This is a genomic window from Microbulbifer mixtoriginis (SeqCode), assembly GCF_052467945.1.
On record NZ_CP174328.1, the window covers coordinates 571,949 to 590,952 of the forward strand.

A 19,004-nucleotide genomic window follows, 5' to 3' on the forward strand; every position below is an offset into this window, starting at 1 on the left:
TGAAGGTAAATTAAACTGGGCCCTAGCGGTGTAGTTAAATATGCTTCTTCATGGTCAGTATAAAGTCGTAGGTCTATTTAAATACTCTACTATAAGGCCAGTTGGGAGTTTGGGGCGGACAGCTGGATAATCTCAATATAAGTTAGGATACTTACTCTTAAAATTGTTCACGGCCTCAATGGTGTAAGGAGTGGCAACTCCTACTTTACGGCCTAATTTAATAATAAAACCATTCAAATAGGAAAGCTCAGTAACTTTATTTTCTCTAGCATCCTGGTAGGTTGAAGTATAATGATCCAAATTTTTGGCTTGTTGGGTGAGTTTTTTCCACATATCTTGTTTGTCTTGATTGATCTCAATCTCTTTTGAGAGAACTTCGTAGGATTCATAAAGTACATTTTTCATGTGCTTGGTTATTTTGTCGTCTGCAAAAAGCTCCCTGAGGGTTCTTGAATAGGTGGCTGAAAATATATTTGTTGTGCAATTGAAAATAGTCTTTTCAACACGATGCTGTACTATGTTACTGGTTGTTTTGGTCTCGATAAGTGAGTCTTTGAACAGCTGCAGTAAGCTTTCTGAATATTTGTCATTTCCAACGAGGAATCCAGAGCCTTTAGTATGCTTCAGTTTGTTGTTGCTCAGATTGAAGCCGTCATATACCAAAACGCTCGTGAAGTTTTTCTGATAAGTGTGTTTAAACTCTGAGATATCAAAAAGGCAGTTTTGTAACAGAATAATAATTTTTGATTTTGGGCTTGTCTTGCTTAAATTGATGAGGTTTTTCTTTAGGTCATAGATTTTGCATGTTAAAAAAACAAAGTCATAGGTTGATTGAGTGCTGATCTCTTTTGAGGTGGGCGGGAAGTCATATCTCTTAGAGTTGATGAGGAGGTGTTCTCCAATTCTATCCGCTTTTCTACCTATGACATCTACATGATAGTTTGCCCGAAGAAATTTTGCCGCTAGGTATGATCCAATGGAGCCTGCTCCGAGTATTAATATTTTTCCTTTTTTCATAAAGTTCGTTCAGGATTTTCTTGTTACCTATTTGGCTGGTCGATCTGCAAAAATAATCCCATTATCTGGGTTTACTTCCAAGGCTCGGAGCTCGCCCTGGTAAACTGCTTGAATCTTCCAGCGCCCCCCCACGAAGCGCATACTGGTTATAGGCTTAAATCCAAGACTGTAGAGTTTTGCCCTAATAGTCGATGGATCTAGAGCAATAACCGAAGGCGTTGCTCCGTAAAGATCGGGGCTATCGTAGATTGGGGCGGGTTTGTTAGGGTCTATCCCTGGGGGAATGGGGTTTGTCAAATTACTAACGAGCATGACCGTTACAATAAAACTCACACGAGGCTCCACACTACAACCAAGCCATGTTTTTAGTGTGGACAGTGGATGATCATTACGCCAGTGATTTTAATTAAATGTTTGAATGAATCGAAAATAATAACCCGGCGTATGGGTTCGCCGGGTTATTATTTTTACATGCGGTTATGCTTTCCAGTACCCAATTTTATCGGGTCATCTTGAGCATAAGGTTCAATAGTTTATTGGAAAGTTTTCCATAGGGGGGGCGCATTAATTTCAATAGGTCGATTGGTCCCTGTTGGTAGATGGGGCGCAATTTGGAGAAGGTAAGGAAGCCTTCGTAACCGTGGTAATGACCCATGCCACTTTCCCCAACCCCTCCAAATGGAATATCGTGCTGTCCAACATGTAATACACAGTTATTTATCGACACACCACCAGACATAATTTGCTCAATATAGCGATTTTGCAGGTTCTTATCGTTCGTGTAGGGATAAATTGCCAGTGGTCGTGGCTGAGCATTGATATAGTCAATGACTTCTTCAGGCCTTGAGTAGGTCATAATTGGCAGAAGAGGGCCAAAAATTTCCCGCTGCATTGCCAGCATGTCCCGATTTACGTTGATTAATAGATGGGGAGGGAACTTTCGCAGGCTGTCATTTCGTTTGAGTTCTCCGGCACTCAGGTCGTAAACCTTAGCCCCCTTATCGACGGCATCATCCAGTGTTTTCCACAGTCGCTGGTAGGCTGCGTTGTCAATAATGGAGGTATAGTCAGGGCTCTGCCAATTGGGGAAGTGCTTTTTTATTACCCGCTTGGCATGCTCAATAAAGGTATCCAGTTGGTTCTCAGGGATGAAGAGATAATCTACATTGACACATATTTGCCCGGCATTGACCATTTTCCAGTGGATCAGACGCTCCGCAGCTTTTTCGATGGGAAAATCGGGGGCGATGATCGCGGGGGACTTCCCTCCAAGCTCTAGCGTAACTGGAGTCAGGTTTTCTGCAGCGGAGCGCATCACGGCCCGCCCGGTAGTGCTGGAGCCGGTGAAAATCAGGTGGTCAAATTTTAGGCTGGAAAATAGTGGACCTATTTCACCATAGTCAGCAATAAAAGAGAGTTTCTCCTCTGGAAAATACTTGGGGCTAACCTCTTTTAACAACTCAGCAAGCCGACAGGAGTTGGTAGACATCTTTACCATTGCGTGATTGCCTGCGGCAAAGATATTGGTTAGAGGTGAAAAGCTAAGGTTAATGGGGAAGTTCCACGGCACGATTACCCCAACTACTCCCAGGGGTTGAGGTACTACAGTATTTTTTGACAGGGGGTAGGCTTTGAAGTCGATATGGCGCCGCCTGGGCTTCATCCATTTCTTGATATTCTTTATGGCATCCTTGATGCCGGAAAGGGCAGGATATATCTCCAATAGCAGGGTTTCTTCCCGCGAGCGATTACCGTAGTCACAGCATATGGCTTCAATGATGGCTTCCTGCTGTTCACGCAGCATTCGTGCCAGGGTTTTTAGATCTTGAACACGCTGCTGATAGCTGGGAACAGGGTTGGCGTGATGGGCTCGGCGCTGGTTGTCTAGCTGGTTCTGGAGTAGCGCCTTGTCTGCATCCTGCCGAGTAAGCGTCTGGATGGTCATTTTATTATCCTTTGGCGTTTGTCTTAGACCAGACTAACGCATTCATCCTCGCGTTGCTTGACCAATTACGTCAGTGAATAGACATAATCACTGTGGTTACGTGAGTTGCCACCACATTGGTAAAAACTGTGATGAATTCAGGCCCTCCCTAGAGTATCCCTAATCCGGGGAGGGCTGGTAGGAATGATCGCAGACTATGCGAGTCAGCTGTTATCGGGTTTTTCGGATTGGACCTCTGCTGAATTAGGATCCACAATCAGGTCGTATTTCTGATCGCCCTTGTAGGCCTCCACTTTCCAGCGTCCTCTTTCCAGGTCTACCTCCACAATAGGGGTGTAACCCTGTTGCTCTAACTTTGTGAGCACCATAGAGAGTGCCATAGCCCCGGGAGGGGGTTTCTCGTCGGCGATGGCGACTTGTAGCGTGGTTGCGGCGATTAGTGCCAGCAACATTCTGCTGAAGAACTTCATTTTTCACTACCTCGCTTGCGGACCCGGTTGAAAAATTGACCGGGTAATAGAAGGTTTACATCTCGCTTTTACTCAGCAAGATACTTGGCCTTTTGATTGCCTTACAGGCCCTGGTCACCGGGGTGACTGAGACGTTTCTGAACTGCTAGACACCACTCCGGGCTGCCGGGCTTTACATCGGCCAGGTTGCCGCCCGTCAGCTTGGTGATTGCATCAAACCACTCTGCACTGCCAATGGGGGGTAGACCTGATGGGTACATTTTTTTCAGGTCGCCATCTTGTTGGGCCATCACTTGCCGCTGTACCCAGGTAAACCAGCCCGGTGTACAAATGGTTTCACTACCCGAAGCGGTAGCCTGTAGCTGATTGGTGGGGTCTTCCGCCGTGCTGCTCGCGTTTCGCTTAATCGGCTGTTTCATTGCCTCGCTGGCTGTTTGACCAGCGGTTACTTCACTACTCGATGGTTGGGCCTTATGTGGCTCACCCTTGCGGTCGCAGCCGGATAAGGCAAAAACCAGAGCGAGTGGCAGAATAAGGTAATGCATAGAGCCTCTGCAGGTGACTGGTTTGAATCTAAGCATAGGAGGGATTTTGCGACTTTGCTGGGTAGAGAAGTTCCAGGTTGACATTAATACCTTTCCAAATGAGAATGCTTCTCAAATTAACCCCAGGGTGATAGGACTCCCATGTTTACCAGATCTCTATTTCAAAAAGCGATTGCAACTGTTGGTTTGATTGGTGCCATTGGGGCCAATGCCGCTGAGCAAGTAAATATTTACTCCTACCGACAACCTTTCCTGATTGAGCCGATCTTGCAGGAGTTCACCGAGAAAACCGGTATTGAGACCAAAGTGGTCTACGCCAGCAAAGGCTTGAACGAGCGGCTGCAAAGGGAAGGGCGCAACAGCCCTGCCGATCTGGTTCTGACTTCCAATACCAGTAGTCTGATGGACCTGCTTAATAAGCAGCTGACCCAACCGGTAAGCAGTGAAATCCTGGAAGACAATATCCCGGCGCAATTCCGTGATAAGGCCGGTAACTGGTTCGGCCTGACAACCCGAGCGCGTTTAATTTACGCCTCCAAAGACCGCGTTAAGCCCGGTGAGATCACTCGCTACGAAGAGCTGGTAGAGCCTAAGTGGAAGGGCCGAATCTGTACCCGCAGCGGCAAGCACCCCTACACCCTGTCCTTGATCGCCTCCATGATCGCCCACCACGGTGAAGCAGAAACCAAAGAGTGGTTGCAAGGCGTGAAAGCGAATCTGGCGCGTAAGCCGCAGGGCAATGACCGTGCACAGGTGAAAGCCATTAGCGAAGGTGTCTGCGACCTCTCCCTGGGTAACAGCTACTACTTCGGTAAAATGATTACCAATAAGGAGCAGCCGGAGCAGGTGGATTGGGCCAAGTCTGTAAACCTGGTCTTCCCTAACCAGAAGGATCGCGGTACCCATATGTTTATTTCCGGCGCGGCGCTGACCAAGCATGCCCCCAACCGTGAAAACGCCGTTAAGCTGCTGGAATTCCTCAGTGGTGCCGATGCTCAATACGCTTACGCTGAGAAAAATTTTGAGTTCCCTGTACGCCCCGGTACTGCTCGCTCTGAGTTGATCAAGGAATATATGGGTGAGTTTAAAGAAGACGATCTGAGCCTCACGGAAATCGGTTCCTACGTTCCGGCGGCTTCCCGTATGGTTGATGAAGTACGCTTTGACTTTTAGAATGATTAACTGAATGGGAGTTGCTGCCCAGCCTATTGGCAGCACTATCTCAGCCTTATTCGAACGGCCCTGTCGAGAGACCAGGGCCGTTCTTTTATAATGAGCTTTTGATTTCTTAATTCATGCTAAACCGAGCGAATTTATCAGCGTCCCGCTGGCTGCTACTGGTAGCTACTATTTCCCTACTGGTAGCCCTGCCAGTTCTATCTATCTTTTGGTTGGCATTTTTCCCTGAAGAAAATATCTGGCCGCACCTGTTAGACACGGTGCTGTTTCACTATGTGTCCTCCACATTGATTCTGGCTGGTGGTGTCGGTTTAGTAACGTTGATAGCTGGCGTTGGCAGCGCTTGGCTGGTGAGTATGTGCCAGTTCCCCGGGCGCCGGTTGTTCGAGTGGGCGTTGCTACTGCCGTTTGCAGTTCCCGCCTATGTGATTGCCTACGTCTATACAGATTTGCTGGAGTACGCGGGCCCAGTGCAAAAGTCCTTGCGGGCTTGGTTTGGTTGGCAGACGGCCAGGGATTACTGGTTCCCTGAGATCCGCAGTATGGGTGGGGCGATTGCCATGCTGTCACTGGTGCTCTTCCCCTATGTGTATATGCTCGCGCGCGCAGCGTTTATCGAACAGTGCGGCAGTATACGTGCCGCGAGTCGGTCACTGGGCTGCACGCCCTGGCAGAGCTTCTTGCGCGTATCCCTGCCAATGGCACGCCCGGCAATTGCGGTGGGCTTGTCACTGGTGCTGATGGAAACCCTGAATGACTTCGGCACTGTCGACTTCTTTGCGGTGCGCACCTTGAGTGTTGGGATTTACGATACCTGGCTGAGCCGCGGTAATTTAGGGGGGGCGGCACAAATTGCCTGTAGCACTCTGATTTTTGTTGTTCTGTTAATTTCGTTGGAGCGAATGGGGCGGGCGAGGCAGAAGCACTTTGTACAGTCGCCAAATTCCCAGCGTGAACGTTATGTATTGTGCGGTTGGCGGGCTGGTGTAGCCCTGTTGTTCTGTGGGCTACTGTTGGTGGCCGGTTTTATTATTCCCCTGCTGGTTTTGGGTGGATACGCACTTAGTAACTTTTCCAGCTATTGGAGCGAAGATTTTATACAGATCGCCAGCAATAGCTTGTTACTGTCTATTGCAGCAGCACTGGTCTCTGTACTGCTGGGCTTGCTATTGGCATACGGTAAGCGACTGCAACCCAAAAGGTCCGTACGGCTCTTGGTCGGCTTTTCCAAGCTGGGTTATGCAATGCCCGGGGCGGTATTGGCGATTGGAGTCCTGATTCCACTGGCCGCATTTGATAATGCCGTCGACGCTTTTTTACGTGAGCACTTCGATATCTCCATAGGGCTACTGTTAAGCGGTAGTATTTTTGCCATTATTTTTGCCTACACGGTGCGCTTCCTGGCGGTATCTACGGGAGCCATAGAATCCAGCCTGGAGAAGGTAACCCCATCAATGGATAGGGCTGCCCGCTCTCTGGGGCGCAATAGCTGGCAAACCCTGTGGGCCGTGCACCTCCCCTTGGTGCGTACAGGGTTGCTAACGGGTGGTTTGGTGGTCTTTGTGGATTGTATGAAAGAACTGCCGGCGACTTTGCTTCTGCGCCCCTTCGGCTTTGACACCCTGGCGACTTATGTTTACCAGTTTGCTTCTGATGAGATGCTGGAACGCTCAGCCCTGGGGGCTTTATTGATTGTCCTGGTGGGATTAATCCCGGTGATTTTGCTGAGTCGTTCCATTGGGTGGCGCAGAGGTGAGGAGCGCACAGCCCTGGCGAGCTCTGAAGCGCCCGCCCTGTCTTGATAGCTGCTATCGGGCCTGGTCAAACACCAGCGCAGAGGAGAGACGTAGGGGAAGTTTATCACCGGGAGCGGCTTGAACATTGGCATTCAAAGCGGCCTCGACAGTTTCCCCTGCGGCTAACTGGAAGCGATAGCTCACCTGATTGCCGAGAAAATTCTTTTCCACAACCTGGGCCATAACCGCACCGGGATGTTCGCCTGCGGCAATATCCTCACTGCGCACAAACAGTTCGAGCCTATCTCCATTTTCGTATGCAGCTGTTGGCATATTTACTTCCCCTAATGGGGTACTGATCAGGTCATTGCCCAGGACAGTGCCGGAGATAATGTTCCCTTCACTGACGATTCTCGCAACCGCCAAATTCTTTGGCTTCTGATAAGTATCCTGTGGGCTGTCCCACTGCTGTAATTGACCCTGGCTGAGTACTCCCAGCTTGTCTCCAGCAATAAAGGCCTCGTGGCGGTCGTGGGTAACAATAATCGCAGGGATCTTCTCTTCGCGCAGTATATGGCGGACTTCGGCGGCGAGACTGCGGCGCAGCTCGGTATCCAGGTTAGAGAAGGGTTCATCCAGCAGCAACAACTTGGGGCGCGGTGCCAGTGCCCGAGCCAGAGCGACACGCTGCTGCTGACCACCGGATAGTTGGTGCGGATACTGTTGCCCAAAACCTTTCAGGCGTACTAGCTGTAGCAGCGACTGGGTACGAGATTGCCGTTGAGCTTTCGGCATTGACTGGATACCGAAGGCAATATTTTGCTCAACGGTGAGGTGTGGGAAGAGGGCATAGTCCTGAAATACCACCCCAATTTTCCGCTGCTCCGCTGGAACCTTTACTTTGGGAGAAGAGATTACTTCTCCAGACAGTTGAATATTCCCTGTAACGACTGGCTGAAATCCAGCGATAGCGTGCAGCAGGGTTGTTTTGCCGCAGCCGCTGGGGCCCAATAAGCAGGCAATCTCCCCGGCCTGTAAAGCAAAGGAAACTGATTCGATAACCACCTGCTCGCCGTAGCGGCACTGCAGGTTTTCTATGGAGAGTATGGGGTGCACGGGTTTTCCGGTAATTTGGCTTTTAAACACTTCGGGCAGCGTTCGGGTGTAGTTGCTGATCATAGTTATCACTAAGCTAACCGGCAACTAGTCCCGTGTGAAGCATACTATTAGCAGCCCTGCGAAGGCTTCTTTTAGTTGGAGCAAAGCTGGGTGTTTTTTAAGCAGTAAATACTCACTCTAAACCTCATAGGCTAATGTATTCTTTCTCATAGATAATAAGATCTCGTCTATCTCAGAATCACAGTGACCAGCTAAATAGAATCGATATCTAACTGTAAAATAAGCCGACCCAAATCAGATGATACCATCAGCCTCGGCATAGAGATCTTGAGCCGCGTAATGCTTGTTAGTAAAGGTTTACTTTAGTGCTTAGCTTTACTGCCAACCATGTTGATCGTTTTTAGAGCTTCCTCCGAGCAATCGCTTAAAAAGCTCAGAAAAAATACCTGCAACGATATCCTCTTTGTTCATAGAGTCTTTTTCTCGTAGCTTCTCTGCCTTTCTGTCCAGCTGTTTGGCCATGGAATAATTATTGTTTACTCTGGCGTCTTCAGCCTGAGCTTCTAGTTCATTAGCTTTGGCATTTCTGTCATATATGTTAGCGGTAGAAACACATCCGGAAATAAATATAACTGACAGAGTGAAAAACAATCTTTTCATGCTCGGCGAAACAAATTCGAGATTCATAATATTTTAATGGCCGGTGTTGGCTTGTATAGTGTTGTCAGCACTATACCATAGTCTGATGCAGTAACGCGTTATGTGATGTTGAAAGCAAGAATCAGGTCAAAAGCATTGCGGTCTTAGCTCCTTAAAAAACTCCTTGGAGGTCTTTCCCTTTGCGCTGCAGCCAAGTTAGCTTTATCCCTAAAATCATAATGTTTGTTTTTTAATGTTTGTTTTATGGTTATTTATTAATAGAAAATAAATCCATAAGGTCGATAGTGCAGCAAAGAAACACCAGGTTGATATCCATGTTTCACGTTGAGTAAAGAAAGTGATAGCACCGAACAGCATGACAAGTGCCCAAAACTTCCTAAATAGACGATTGCTCGATAATAAAAATAAAACACCAAGCGAGGCATAGATGATATCTCGTACTATAACGGATAACAGTCCACCACCGGACACTTCATAGCATAGGCTATGTCCACATACACTTGTTTTTATTAAATGCCTTGGCCCTGTTTCTAATAGGACAGGTATCCATAGGTATAAGCCAAAAACAAAACCTATTATGATAAATATAGTGAAAAAAATTCTTTTCCATTTTTTTGTTTCAAGGCTATAGGCTACAATAGGTATCCAAGTAAGCCAAAAGAAGAAGGCAAAAAATAAAAATAAAATAGAAGAAAGCGTCATCAATGATATTATGTTCTCGTTGTACCCAATCCATACCGCTCCTTCAATCGCTTGTTGTAACGCAAAAAGGATAGGGGTAATCGCGAGTAATAAATAGGTTTTATCATTTTTCATAACGTGTCTTGTGCACAAAGCACCGCCAACAAGAAGGACAGCTGCTGATCCGAATGATGCTGTGGCTGAAAAACACATAGTGGTTTTCTCTGTATGTAAAATATTGTCATTTAAGCCAGAGTCTTAAAGCTTGATGAACTATATAACAATAGCCTTAACCTAAAAAATTGGTTGAAATTCGCTAATTTGTACTAAGCTTTTGAATTTTTCTGGAAGGCCTAAGTCAATTTCAACCCTTCGTTTTACCCTGTGGGTGAGATCGAAAACACCATCAAAGGGGCATCGAGTTTACCTATGAAATTTGATGCTTATGTAGATAAAGTCTATGTCGACTGTGGGCAACAAGCCAGTTTGACACCTCTAAGTCAGTTGCAGCGTTTTACTCAGTTATTAACGTTGGTCATCGTTTTGACCTTTGCGTCGGGGGTTTCCTATTGCACACTAAAGTAATAATGCTCCCACAAACACTAATTGTATTGGAGGTATTATTCTTATCGGTACTTTCTGGTCATTTACTTTATGCACATAAAGAGGGGGTCACCAATCATCTTGTGACAGCGAAGTTATTGGGCAGGGTTAAGGTGGTTAGCGATGGCTCAGTCAACTGTACCTTGCCCAAGAAGACAGGAAAATCCGCTAAAATTTAGTTGCTGTGAGCTATTTTACCCTATTAACGGTATCTTGGGTTTAGGCGTGGATGTCACGGTTAAGCCTATCTGCGGTAAATAAGAACTGGCGGTCAAATGTTATTACCCTCATAAATTTGGACGTCCTTATCACACTGATATAATCGTGAATTTTAGACTCATTTCGGATGCTGAGATCACGGTGAACACTTACTACTATTTGAGTCACTGTTTGTCCGGATTATTGACCATACTCGAACGACCAGAGGGCAAAAAATGCCCTCACCTAGATAGCCCGACGGAGGCTCGAAGGGCAGATGCCTTATTACTTGTGATTATTAAGTTTTTGGAAATGGCCACAATCCTTGCACTTAATACCATGTTGGTAGAAAAATAGAGGCATACCCAAGAGTAAGAAGACCAAAAATGCGGGCTTTTTTCCCTTGGTAAATGGCTCAACATTTCGTGAAGAGCAGGACTCACATTTCCTTTCCCCTTCACACCCTAATTCTTGGTCTACAAGATTGGAACGGTCTTGCTTAAGGATTTCATGGGCTTTATCAAGGTCGCTTTCCGACACTTGAAGCCTTACTCCACCCATAGCATTAGAGTATAGCCACTGCATATTGACTGTGTGCTCATCTGCAATGAAAGCGCTTATTCCTTCAGACTCAAGTCTTGCTTTTGCAATCTGCGCTTCATATGGAAATGAGAATCTGGCAGTGGTTACTAGCAAGTGATCACCTTAGCGCTTAACGAGGGTATAGAAAAAACCTAAATTTTTGTATGGTTATTTTACGAAAAAATAGCCTACTTACCAGTGAAAACTAAATCAGAATGCAAAAAGAATCCTCATTTCAGGAAATTCATCATATTCCTCCCATTCAGCATTCATGCGACGTATGTGTAGAGAAGTGAGCGTAGATTCTTATTCTTTGAAAGCGAGTCCAGCTTAAAGATCAAATAGGCTATTACTGCCAATGTTTCTTGGGCAAAGCGAACATATACGATAGCAGCCGATATTGAAGGTAAATCGGTAAGTCAAGCTCTTCATGGAAGAGCTACGCAGACCCTTTTTATAGCCTTAATCCTGTTGATAACTTCTTCAGATTAATCCATCATGAATTTTGTTCTTGGTAAGAATTAACATCGCAATCAGATGCGGCTTACTTTGTGTGCTTTTTGAACGTAAATAGCAGTGCAGTTACTGTACAAAAGATGCACAAAGCAAGATGTCAGCTGAATTGCTCTGTCAGGTGCCACGGTTGGCTCGCTTATACTTTTCCTGGTACTCGCGGCGCTGCTTGGTAACTTCATACAATACAATCCCAGAAGTTGTTCCAAGGTTTAAGCTTTCTATCATTCCAAACATTGGAATAGATACGCAGAAATCGCTACTTTTGACTGCAAGATCACTGATACCTCTAGATTCGTTACCAAACCATACTGCTAATCTTGGCTGAGTGTAATCGGCCTCATGCAATATAAAGTTGTCTTTTCCTTTTACATGAGGAGAGGTAACAATCGAGGTAAATCTGTTGTTCGCCAAATGATCCAGGCATTCTTCGGTACTATCAAATCGCTTTACAAAGCTCCATTTGATTGCTGAGACAGACGGTTTTGAGAGTGATTTCCTTTCTCTCATTTCCTGCCATTCATCAGGCAATGAGTTGCGTGGATCAATAATATAGGTTTTTTCGACGCCTAAAGCATTGACGTTTCGAATGACTGTCCCTATGTTCTTCATATCCATCGGGTATTCAAGAACACATATTAGATTTTTACAGCGATAAGGCTTAATTTGATTGGCTCTTTTTCGAGCGTCACTTTTATCAAATTCCATCTTCTTGAAGATCTCAGATAATTTATTCAGGCCTAACGTTGCCAGCACAGGTAGCTGAAGTGGGACGTTGTTTATAGCATAATAGGGATGCAGGTCCTTGCACAAGAAGGTGCATAGCTTTGGGCGTTGATTGGACCCTTTTGTTAAGGTTATTCACAAATTACGGTCCCGGCATTGTATGGAGTAAAACTGAAAGTACATTTATCTGATATGCATTGCTCAATGACATATGAGCCCCAGCCACAACCAATTCCTATATGGCTCACATAATAATGGCACTCATTGGTCTCTGTGCTGTCACATTTACTAACTTCAATACTTTCACCATCATAGTTATACCGTGACACATAGGAGAGATATTGCAATGCAATGGTACTTGTACAGCCTGAAAGCAACAATACAATTGTTATCAATATCGTTATACATTGCCGTCTTATCGTCAGCAGAGGCCAGAAGGGCTGGAACAAACTGCCTGTGTTTGTATAGTTGTTTTTGTCCGATTCTGATGTTGAAAATCCTTTTCGCTAACGGGTATATTGAGACCTACTTACGTCATCCACCGACAGCCCTTTGGGCTCAAGATATTCGATGACGTTATTGGCCAAATCCTGCTGATCTTCCACGAACAAAATTGAACTTGTATTCAGCCTCCGTTCCTTAACAGGGCCCCAACGGAAAACTTTAAACTGCTGCGATTGGCTATCATGCCAGCACTGCACACCACCAATGCACTGACGAGTAAAGTAGCGATGATCCATAACCAATCTGGCTTGTAATTGATGCCAAATTGAGACTGATAGATCAATTGAGCCGTAAGGTTAGTACCTAAAATGGCCCCCACGCTAGCAATTAAAGAAGTCAGCAACCACTCAAACAGGCTTAGTTTACCGCAGGCAAGGCGTGATTGGCCAAAGCTGATCATTAAAGCGTTCTTTTTACGCTCATCAGCTTCATAGCCTTTGACCGACGCACTGATCACCAGCAGTGCCAGTAAAATAATCATCAAACTAAATCCAGATACCAGCTTAATCACCATCGACAAAGTACCATCAAAGCGTTGCGTCAATTCGCGCACCGAGATTAACCGCAATGATGGGTGACGCTGCCAAAGCTCTGCCAGCTGACTCCAAGCAGTGTCCGCAAGCTCAAGGCTACCCATATAAAGAGGCGGTGTTTGAAGCTGGTTCTTGGTACTTTGTGGCACATTAAACCAAAAGGTAATGGAACCTTTGCCAGGCACGTATTTATGACTGGCTTTGATTTCAAAGTTCAAAGATTGCCCCGCAACTTCAAACTGTAATTGGTCGCCGAGTTTCAACCCCATATCAGTCATGACTTCTTGCTCTACCGACACATGTTGCCAGTCGGCATCTCGATCTTGCCAGCGTTGGCCTGTCTCAGTTTGGTTGTTGGTTGCTTGCTGAATACTGAAATGCAAGCGGACAGGCTTTTGTAAACTAGCCAAACTTTCGCTGGGGCTGGTGGCAAATTCCGCCAACGTCTGGCCATTGATATGGCTTAACTGTCCGTACCAAAACGGCTTTAATTGGCGAATGTCACTGCCAGTTTGTGCACTCCACTGGCGAATGTCTTGCACCTGTTGTTCATTGGCCTGGGTGATGATCAGATTACCATCGTGCTCGCGGGTATAGCCTTCCATGGTTTGGCCAATGTCTTTCATCAAACTCAAGGTGAACAGCAACAAGGTGGCACACATTCCAACGCCCAAAATTTGAATGGATTTGCTGAGTAAGCGCTGCTTCATCATATAAAAACCAAAAGCCATCATACCCATTGCACGGCTCGTCACCGTATGGCCCAAACTCAGCACCAACCAAGTCAATACCATCATCAGTATCAATGTGGCTGCCATAGCGGATAGCGTCATGGCCGTGAGCAGACCGTTGTCGGAGTAAACAAAAGCCACCGCAGCCACACTGATTAATGCAAATCCATAGCGAGGTAATAAGTGATTCGGACTCGACATTTGGCGAATCAACTGTGCCGGGGTTACTTTGGCCATCACTAACCAATTGGGAATTTGGAAAATTGCCAATAGAGCTAACAATAGCGCGTAACTGCTGAGTAAATCTGTCCATACCCAGGTGGTGGTTAGGTCAGCAAACTGTGTCTGCATTTGTAGCAAAATTAGGTATTCGGCCCCCCATGCCAAGGCGGTTGCCGGAATTAGCCCTGCAATGACTGTTAATAGCCATTGACCAAATGATAAAGCAAACACTTGGGGTTTATTGCTGCCCATGGCCAAACACACCGCCGCAAAACGCTGCTGGGATAACAACTGACGTCGACCGGCTTGGTCGATGGCAATGGCTGCCATCAAAAACAACAGTACCGATGCTAAGCCCACAAAATTCTCAACCCGTTGCCAAAACATTGCCAACGGATGGCCGCTGTGTTTGTCATAAAGCTGTGCAGTTACTAGCTCAGTGGTGGCCCACTGTTTTAGGGTGTTCAATTCGCTTTTATCCCCCACAAGTAAATAGCGAAAGAGGGCATTGTCGGCTTGTATCAGTGGAAGGTCATCTAGATGCACCAATGCCCGCATCGCCACCGAATGGCCTTCGAGCAGGCGGTCGGGTTCATGTTGTACCAAACCTGTGAGCTTTAATTGTCCATGTCCCATATCTAAGGGTTGGCCAAGGGTAAGCTGCAGCGAAGCAAACAATCGGCTATCGACCCAGATTTCACCGGATTTAGGCCCATGGCTCAGGGATTGCTCTTGTCCATCCTTCTCAAACGCCACTTGCACGGTGCCTTGCACTGGATAATGATCATCCACTGCTTTTAACTGCACTGCTTGCCAATGGTGATCATGGGTCAAGGTTACGTTCACCAGCTGGCTCACGCTCAACTGCTTTGCATGCTGGTGCAACTTGTTTAGTTGCGCACCGGTTAGGGCTTGATGCTGAGAAATTACCAAATCGCTGCCGAGCATTTGCTGCAAATTATTGGCCAAATAAGCCTGAATAGAACTGCTGGTCAAACTGAGCGTTAAAATGAAGAACATCAAACTTGCTTGGGTCCAGCGAATTAAGCGCGCGTCCCCTTGATGGTATTGCTGGCGGAATAATTTCCACACTAATAAAATCAGCATAATGCGCCTACCATAGACGTAGCTTGGTTGTGCGCCTTGACCGTTAATTTACCTTGACCCAATTGCAGTAAAGTATCGGCCTGCTGCGCTAATTCCATCGAGTGAGTGACGAGTACCAGCCCCGCGCCGCTTTGCTGACAGCAATCAAACATCAATTGCGCAATATGTTGCGCGGTTTTCTCATCTAGGTTACCCGTGGGTTCATCGGCAAAAATAAATTGCGGCTGCATGACAAAAGCACGGGCAATGGCCACCCGTTGTTGCTCACCACCACTGAGCTGCTGTGGTTTATGGTACATTCGCTCAGCTAGCCCCACTTTGTCGAGCCATAATTCGGCTGTGGTTAATGCACGTTTATCGCCTTTTAGTTTTAAAGGCAGCGCGACGTTGTTTAAGGCATCAAGTTCGGGTAACAAATGAAACTGCTGAAAAATAAAACCTGAGATTTGACGTAGGCTCTTTATTAGCTGCGGCTTACCGTTTTTCTGGAATTGCACTTTGCCAGAAACGGGAGGTTCAAGACCTGCCATTAACAGTAATAAGCTTGATTTACCTACTCCAGAGGGCCCCACAATGGCGTAAGACTGACCACTGTGCAGTTCAATATTTAAATCCTCAAACAGGCTGACCTGTTGTTTGGCCAAGGTAAAATGATGGTCAACTTGCTTTAAGTGAATGCTGCTCGACATGGATAGCTTCTTTAAATAACTGGTTGTGCAGCACTTTAAAGAAGCAAAGGTAAAATGAAGGTGAAATCAGTAGAAACAAGTTGCTAAGTTGTCAGAGTACAAGTAGTGAGACTTTATGTTGTTTGATAACGCCTAGCTTATCAGTGAGGGTAACGAGTCCAATAGAGGCTGCTGATCGGAACGTAGTGCATCTGCTTGTTGAATTCATTGCTTGGAACTGCCTTTGACAGTGAATTTTTTTGTTAGCTTACGATCGGTGAGTAAATTTAGGTTTTCAGCGTAGTAATTTTGATCAATAGATAACACCCAGATGGTACCAGAAAGATTAACGGTAGCTTTAAGAGGAAATGTCACCGAGAACCTCATTAAGATTGCTTTAGCTTCAACTCCATCTTGTGGTAACGCACCAGTCAGCAGTTCTGGTTCACCAGTGCATTCAAGCTTTAAAAGTTGAGAACCTGGTTGCTGATTATAAAGCTCTCTTTCTACATCCTTTACTACGAAGCTACGATAGTCCGTTCCCAGTCCTAGCCACTCAATCATATGAGTGCTTTTATCTGCACAGTCAAAACCTGAGATTTCAATGTGCTTACCTTTGTTAATGGATTCAATAGACTCTGCCAGTACCGACATACTCAATAGTGTAAATGTTATAAGTTTCAGAATCTTTAGCACGATATCTCCGTGAATTTAATACCCGCCGCAAAGGTGAGCAATTTGTTGTGAGTCCAGCGCATGAAGTGCGTGCATGTGCCGGCTTTCGTTAGAGAGCAAGCGCACTACTGGCACTGACATGAAACGGTTCTCCAACAACCTCAACTATTTCTGGGATAGGAAAGTTGTTACCACTACAGTCAATTTCTATGTATTCAACCATTCCTGATTTTCCAGAGAAAATTAGGATCTCTAACGTTTTACCTGCTTCTGCAAGATTAAAGTTTGCTTCAAAAATTACACGATACTTACCTGGAACTGCAATGGCCTTGATGAAATCCGGGACCAGAACTTTGAAGCTATTACATCCGCACTGACAGAACTCAGAAAACACCGCTTTGTCGAGGTGATTCTTTAGCGCTTGTGTATCAGGGAACTGACATCTCTCTAAAATGAAGTTAATCCAATCCCTTGCTCTGTATTCGTTATTCATAGATTTTCTAACATTGACTGCATTGTGTATCGTTAGGGTTTGTAACCTGAAAGCTCCATAATTTTTTTTACACAAGCCCGCTCCACAGGAATATCAAAACGCTCTAACCAGCTATACGAAAACGGCAAAATCATTTAACAAAAATCAACCGTACTGTTTTTAATTGTAAAAATGTATTTCTCGCCAATTGAAAGTTGTAAAGAATCACGGCTCTGTATATTTCAGTTTCTTCCCAAATTTCCTTTAAGCCAATGCTTGACCGAAAGTTGGTACTCATACTCATCTTTTGCTTTCAGATCGTACTTTCCTGAAACCACTTGGGCAACAATAACTCTGGGTCGCTGATTCCAGAACTCCTCAATGTAAACTGGCGGATCACGCTCGGCACATTCCCAGCTGTAGCAGGTGCTGGAACAAAGAAACAAAATTATTGGTAGTAGTTTCATAGTGCCTTAACGTCCGCGGAGGCCCGCTGGGCCTTAGCATCCTGCTTGCGTTTGTTAGATTTAGTCGAAGCAAATAGCATGGTTTACCATACCTAGCTCGACATTTGCCCAGCAACCACAAGGATTATTGGAGGTAGAGCACTGGCCCACGGCAAAAACGTTGCCAGCCTTACTCTCCGAAACCCTACATTCACCCTGGCATTGTGAACTACTTAGACAGGATTTTCCGGCATCCGAATAGTTAACGATGCACATTTTAGTACCGGACATACACACAGGGCGAAGCTCCCCACCAACCGCGAGGCACTGTTCTGCTGTTTCAATTGCATTGAGTCTCGCAAGTTTTTCTTGCTTATCTTTAGAAAGCATCCACTGCTTCATAGCAAACAACATCAAGATTACTAAAACAACGGTTGATATTGACTTGACCATGGCAATCTAACGTCTGCAACAAACGCGAGCGTTGTGAGTCGAGGCCGATAGGCCGGTTTGTTTGCGTTTGTTAGCCAATTCTATCCACTTTAGTTTGATCTTTGATATATCCCAATTGAAATAGCTCTAAGGCAATTCTTTTAAGCTCAGATATCTCTTTTGCATTACGATCTTTTTTCACACTAAGGATCTGATATCTCTTTTGCATCAGCTTAATGTTCTGATCATTTTTTCTGCAGTCGACGCATTTGGTACAATCGGCATCAACATAAAACCCCAGCCCTTCAAACCAGTGCTTCTGCTCGTTAGCAAAAAAAATAAACCATCGCCTGCATTGAATACAACAGCGTTCTATATCTACGTAAAACTTACGCGGAAATATTGAATAGTTCTGCCTATCAATATTTGCAGGGATAGCCGTTTCGGGGAAAACACTATCTTTATCAAGGCTCCAATGAGCAGACGCAGCCATTTCAGCCGTCATCTTGCTTCCGGAGTATATTGGCTTTGAACCATATCGTGGATGATCTACGTACTCTCTGTATCTCATTTTACGCTTCTTTGACATTAGTTTATTGGGTAATTCTTTCATTTAGCGCCATTACGAAAAGTGTAATTACAGCTTTAAGTTTTAACCTTGCCTTGCCATTCCAGGCCCTATAACTTCTTATACAGTGGCGCTGAGGCGTCGCTTGTTTTTTTTGTTATACCCTTTAGATTATTGTTGTCGAAATACCTATAAGCATTTATTTCTAGTTTTGTTTGAATGTTAAGTATCAAGGCTTCATTATTTCAAGTAATTTTTTTCTATACTTGGGGCCATACATTACAATGCCGATTGGAGTGTCGTCTTGTAATGCCTCTTCTAATTTAACAACCCATTCTGGTCCAAAACCACCACACAACTCAATAGACTGAACACCTTCATTAACAAGTTTTACTGCTGTTTCAATAATAGAATTGTCATTTTTAGCAGAAGGGTCAAAACCAACGGTTATGAATGTGCAATGTTGATTCTCATTTATCCTAGTGTTTTCTTCAGGTGAAAAGCCAGCTGAAAAATAGAAAAAAGCCCACTTTTTCAAATTCGGCAGTGTCATATATTTCTCCAAAATAACTTTCACTCAATTACGAATGAGAATCATAGACACTTAAGACCGAATTTAAAAGTTTTTTACAAAAACAGGTTGTGTATGGATGAGGTGGCATAACGTCGCCA

At 45.3% G+C, this 19,004-nt stretch carries 18 protein-coding genes; 2 read left to right on the forward strand and 16 right to left on the reverse strand.

What is annotated here, in order from left to right:
* Positions 1 to 132: 132 nt before the first annotated feature.
* From ACJJIJ_RS02390 to ACJJIJ_RS02410, 5 genes are all read right to left on the reverse strand, one after another.
* Positions 133 to 1,017: a ketopantoate reductase family protein gene (locus ACJJIJ_RS02390; RefSeq protein ID WP_444938543.1), complete on the reverse strand. Its 885-nt coding sequence runs from the start codon at positions 1,015 to 1,017 to the stop codon at positions 133 to 135.
* 27 nt (positions 1,018 to 1,044) lie between these two features.
* Positions 1,045 to 1,350: a hypothetical protein gene (locus ACJJIJ_RS02395; protein WP_252084975.1), complete on the reverse strand. Its 306-nt coding sequence runs from the start codon at positions 1,348 to 1,350 to the stop codon at positions 1,045 to 1,047.
* A 166-nt stretch (positions 1,351 to 1,516) separates the two neighbouring features.
* Positions 1,517 to 2,962 carry a coniferyl aldehyde dehydrogenase gene (locus ACJJIJ_RS02400; protein WP_252084976.1) on the reverse strand — a complete coding sequence of 482 codons (1,446 nt, stop codon included), beginning with the start codon at positions 2,960 to 2,962 and terminating at the stop codon, positions 1,517 to 1,519.
* Positions 2,963 to 3,165: 203 nt separating this feature from the next.
* Positions 3,166 to 3,432, reverse strand: a complete 267-nt coding sequence (locus ACJJIJ_RS02405) for a PepSY domain-containing protein (protein WP_252084977.1) — start codon at positions 3,430 to 3,432, stop codon at positions 3,166 to 3,168.
* Positions 3,433 to 3,533: 101 nt separating this feature from the next.
* Complete coding sequence (locus ACJJIJ_RS02410) at positions 3,534 to 3,977, reverse strand: hypothetical protein (protein ID WP_444898832.1); 444 nt, start codon at positions 3,975 to 3,977, stop codon at positions 3,534 to 3,536.
* A gap of 141 nt (positions 3,978 to 4,118) precedes the next feature.
* Here ACJJIJ_RS02410 and ACJJIJ_RS02415 point away from each other — a divergent pair, with 141 nt between their 5' ends.
* Positions 4,119 to 5,150 (forward strand): Fe(3+) ABC transporter substrate-binding protein, encoded by a 1,032-nt coding sequence (locus ACJJIJ_RS02415; protein WP_444888310.1) that lies wholly within the window; start codon positions 4,119 to 4,121, stop codon positions 5,148 to 5,150.
* Positions 5,151 to 5,272: 122 nt separating this feature from the next.
* Positions 5,273 to 6,958 (forward strand): ABC transporter permease, encoded by a 1,686-nt coding sequence (locus ACJJIJ_RS02420; protein WP_444938544.1) that lies wholly within the window; start codon positions 5,273 to 5,275, stop codon positions 6,956 to 6,958.
* 6 nt (positions 6,959 to 6,964) lie between these two features.
* On the opposite strand, the gene ACJJIJ_RS02425 is transcribed toward ACJJIJ_RS02420, so the two are convergent.
* The 11 genes from ACJJIJ_RS02425 to ACJJIJ_RS02475 form a co-directional block, all read right to left on the reverse strand.
* Positions 6,965 to 8,071, reverse strand: coding sequence for an ABC transporter ATP-binding protein (locus tag ACJJIJ_RS02425; RefSeq protein ID WP_444938545.1), 1,107 nt, complete (start codon positions 8,069 to 8,071; stop codon positions 6,965 to 6,967).
* Between the two features lie 315 nt (positions 8,072 to 8,386).
* On the reverse strand, positions 8,387 to 8,698 hold the full coding sequence (locus ACJJIJ_RS02430) for a hypothetical protein (RefSeq protein WP_252084982.1): 312 nt from the start codon (positions 8,696 to 8,698) through the stop codon (positions 8,387 to 8,389).
* Positions 8,699 to 8,884: 186 nt separating this feature from the next.
* A complete protein-coding gene (locus ACJJIJ_RS02435) occupies positions 8,885 to 9,565 on the reverse strand; it encodes a DUF6629 family protein (RefSeq protein ID WP_444938546.1) in 681 nt (226 codons plus the stop codon).
* A gap of 873 nt (positions 9,566 to 10,438) precedes the next feature.
* Positions 10,439 to 10,849: a putative signal transducing protein gene (locus ACJJIJ_RS02440; protein ID WP_444938547.1), complete on the reverse strand. Its 411-nt coding sequence runs from the start codon at positions 10,847 to 10,849 to the stop codon at positions 10,439 to 10,441.
* A gap of 516 nt (positions 10,850 to 11,365) precedes the next feature.
* On the reverse strand, positions 11,366 to 11,956 hold the full coding sequence (locus ACJJIJ_RS02445; RefSeq protein WP_444938548.1) for a TrmH family RNA methyltransferase: 591 nt from the start codon (positions 11,954 to 11,956) through the stop codon (positions 11,366 to 11,368).
* Between the two features lie 643 nt (positions 11,957 to 12,599).
* Positions 12,600 to 15,071: an ABC transporter permease gene (locus ACJJIJ_RS02450; RefSeq protein WP_444938549.1), complete on the reverse strand. Its 2,472-nt coding sequence runs from the start codon at positions 15,069 to 15,071 to the stop codon at positions 12,600 to 12,602.
* On the reverse strand, positions 15,065 to 15,760 hold the full coding sequence (locus ACJJIJ_RS02455) for an ABC transporter ATP-binding protein (RefSeq protein WP_444938550.1): 696 nt from the start codon (positions 15,758 to 15,760) through the stop codon (positions 15,065 to 15,067). Before ACJJIJ_RS02455 ends, ACJJIJ_RS02450 begins: the two co-directional genes overlap by 7 nt.
* Before the next feature lie 204 nt (positions 15,761 to 15,964).
* A complete protein-coding gene (locus ACJJIJ_RS02460; protein WP_444938551.1) occupies positions 15,965 to 16,435 on the reverse strand; it encodes a hypothetical protein in 471 nt (156 codons plus the stop codon).
* Between the two features lie 88 nt (positions 16,436 to 16,523).
* Complete coding sequence (locus ACJJIJ_RS02465; protein ID WP_252084989.1) at positions 16,524 to 16,907, reverse strand: hypothetical protein; 384 nt, start codon at positions 16,905 to 16,907, stop codon at positions 16,524 to 16,526.
* Between the two features lie 948 nt (positions 16,908 to 17,855).
* Positions 17,856 to 18,269: a zinc-ribbon domain containing protein gene (locus tag ACJJIJ_RS02470; RefSeq protein ID WP_444908986.1), complete on the reverse strand. Its 414-nt coding sequence runs from the start codon at positions 18,267 to 18,269 to the stop codon at positions 17,856 to 17,858.
* A gap of 292 nt (positions 18,270 to 18,561) precedes the next feature.
* Positions 18,562 to 18,885, reverse strand: coding sequence for a DUF6506 family protein (locus tag ACJJIJ_RS02475; protein ID WP_444890996.1), 324 nt, complete (start codon positions 18,883 to 18,885; stop codon positions 18,562 to 18,564).
* Positions 18,886 to 19,004: the final 119 nt, after the last annotated feature.

Excerpts from the sequence above, each read along its gene's own strand:
- ACJJIJ_RS02390 (WP_444938543.1), bottom strand. The coding sequence starts at position 1,017 with ATGAAAAAAGGAAAAATATTAATACTCGGAGCAGGCTCCATTGGATCA.
- ACJJIJ_RS02400 (WP_252084976.1), bottom strand. The coding sequence starts at position 2,962 with ATGACCATCCAGACGCTTACTCGGCAGGATGCAGACAAGGCGCTACTC.
- ACJJIJ_RS02405 (WP_252084977.1), bottom strand. The coding sequence starts at position 3,432 with ATGAAGTTCTTCAGCAGAATGTTGCTGGCACTAATCGCCGCAACCACG.
- ACJJIJ_RS02410 (WP_444898832.1), bottom strand. The coding sequence starts at position 3,977 with ATGCATTACCTTATTCTGCCACTCGCTCTGGTTTTTGCCTTATCCGGC.
- ACJJIJ_RS02415 (WP_444888310.1), top strand. The coding sequence starts at position 4,119 with ATGTTTACCAGATCTCTATTTCAAAAAGCGATTGCAACTGTTGGTTTG.
- ACJJIJ_RS02420 (WP_444938544.1), top strand. The coding sequence starts at position 5,273 with ATGCTAAACCGAGCGAATTTATCAGCGTCCCGCTGGCTGCTACTGGTA.
- ACJJIJ_RS02425 (WP_444938545.1), bottom strand. The coding sequence starts at position 8,071 with ATGATCAGCAACTACACCCGAACGCTGCCCGAAGTGTTTAAAAGCCAA.
- ACJJIJ_RS02430 (WP_252084982.1), bottom strand. The coding sequence starts at position 8,698 with ATGAATCTCGAATTTGTTTCGCCGAGCATGAAAAGATTGTTTTTCACT.
- ACJJIJ_RS02435 (WP_444938546.1), bottom strand. The coding sequence starts at position 9,565 with ATGTGTTTTTCAGCCACAGCATCATTCGGATCAGCAGCTGTCCTTCTT.
- ACJJIJ_RS02445 (WP_444938548.1), bottom strand. The coding sequence starts at position 11,956 with ATGGAATTTGATAAAAGTGACGCTCGAAAAAGAGCCAATCAAATTAAG.
- ACJJIJ_RS02450 (WP_444938549.1), bottom strand. The coding sequence starts at position 15,071 with ATGCTGATTTTATTAGTGTGGAAATTATTCCGCCAGCAATACCATCAA.
- ACJJIJ_RS02455 (WP_444938550.1), bottom strand. The coding sequence starts at position 15,760 with ATGTCGAGCAGCATTCACTTAAAGCAAGTTGACCATCATTTTACCTTG.
- ACJJIJ_RS02465 (WP_252084989.1), bottom strand. The coding sequence starts at position 16,907 with ATGAATAACGAATACAGAGCAAGGGATTGGATTAACTTCATTTTAGAG.
- ACJJIJ_RS02470 (WP_444908986.1), bottom strand. The coding sequence starts at position 18,269 with ATGACGGCTGAAATGGCTGCGTCTGCTCATTGGAGCCTTGATAAAGAT.
- ACJJIJ_RS02475 (WP_444890996.1), bottom strand. The coding sequence starts at position 18,885 with ATGACACTGCCGAATTTGAAAAAGTGGGCTTTTTTCTATTTTTCAGCT.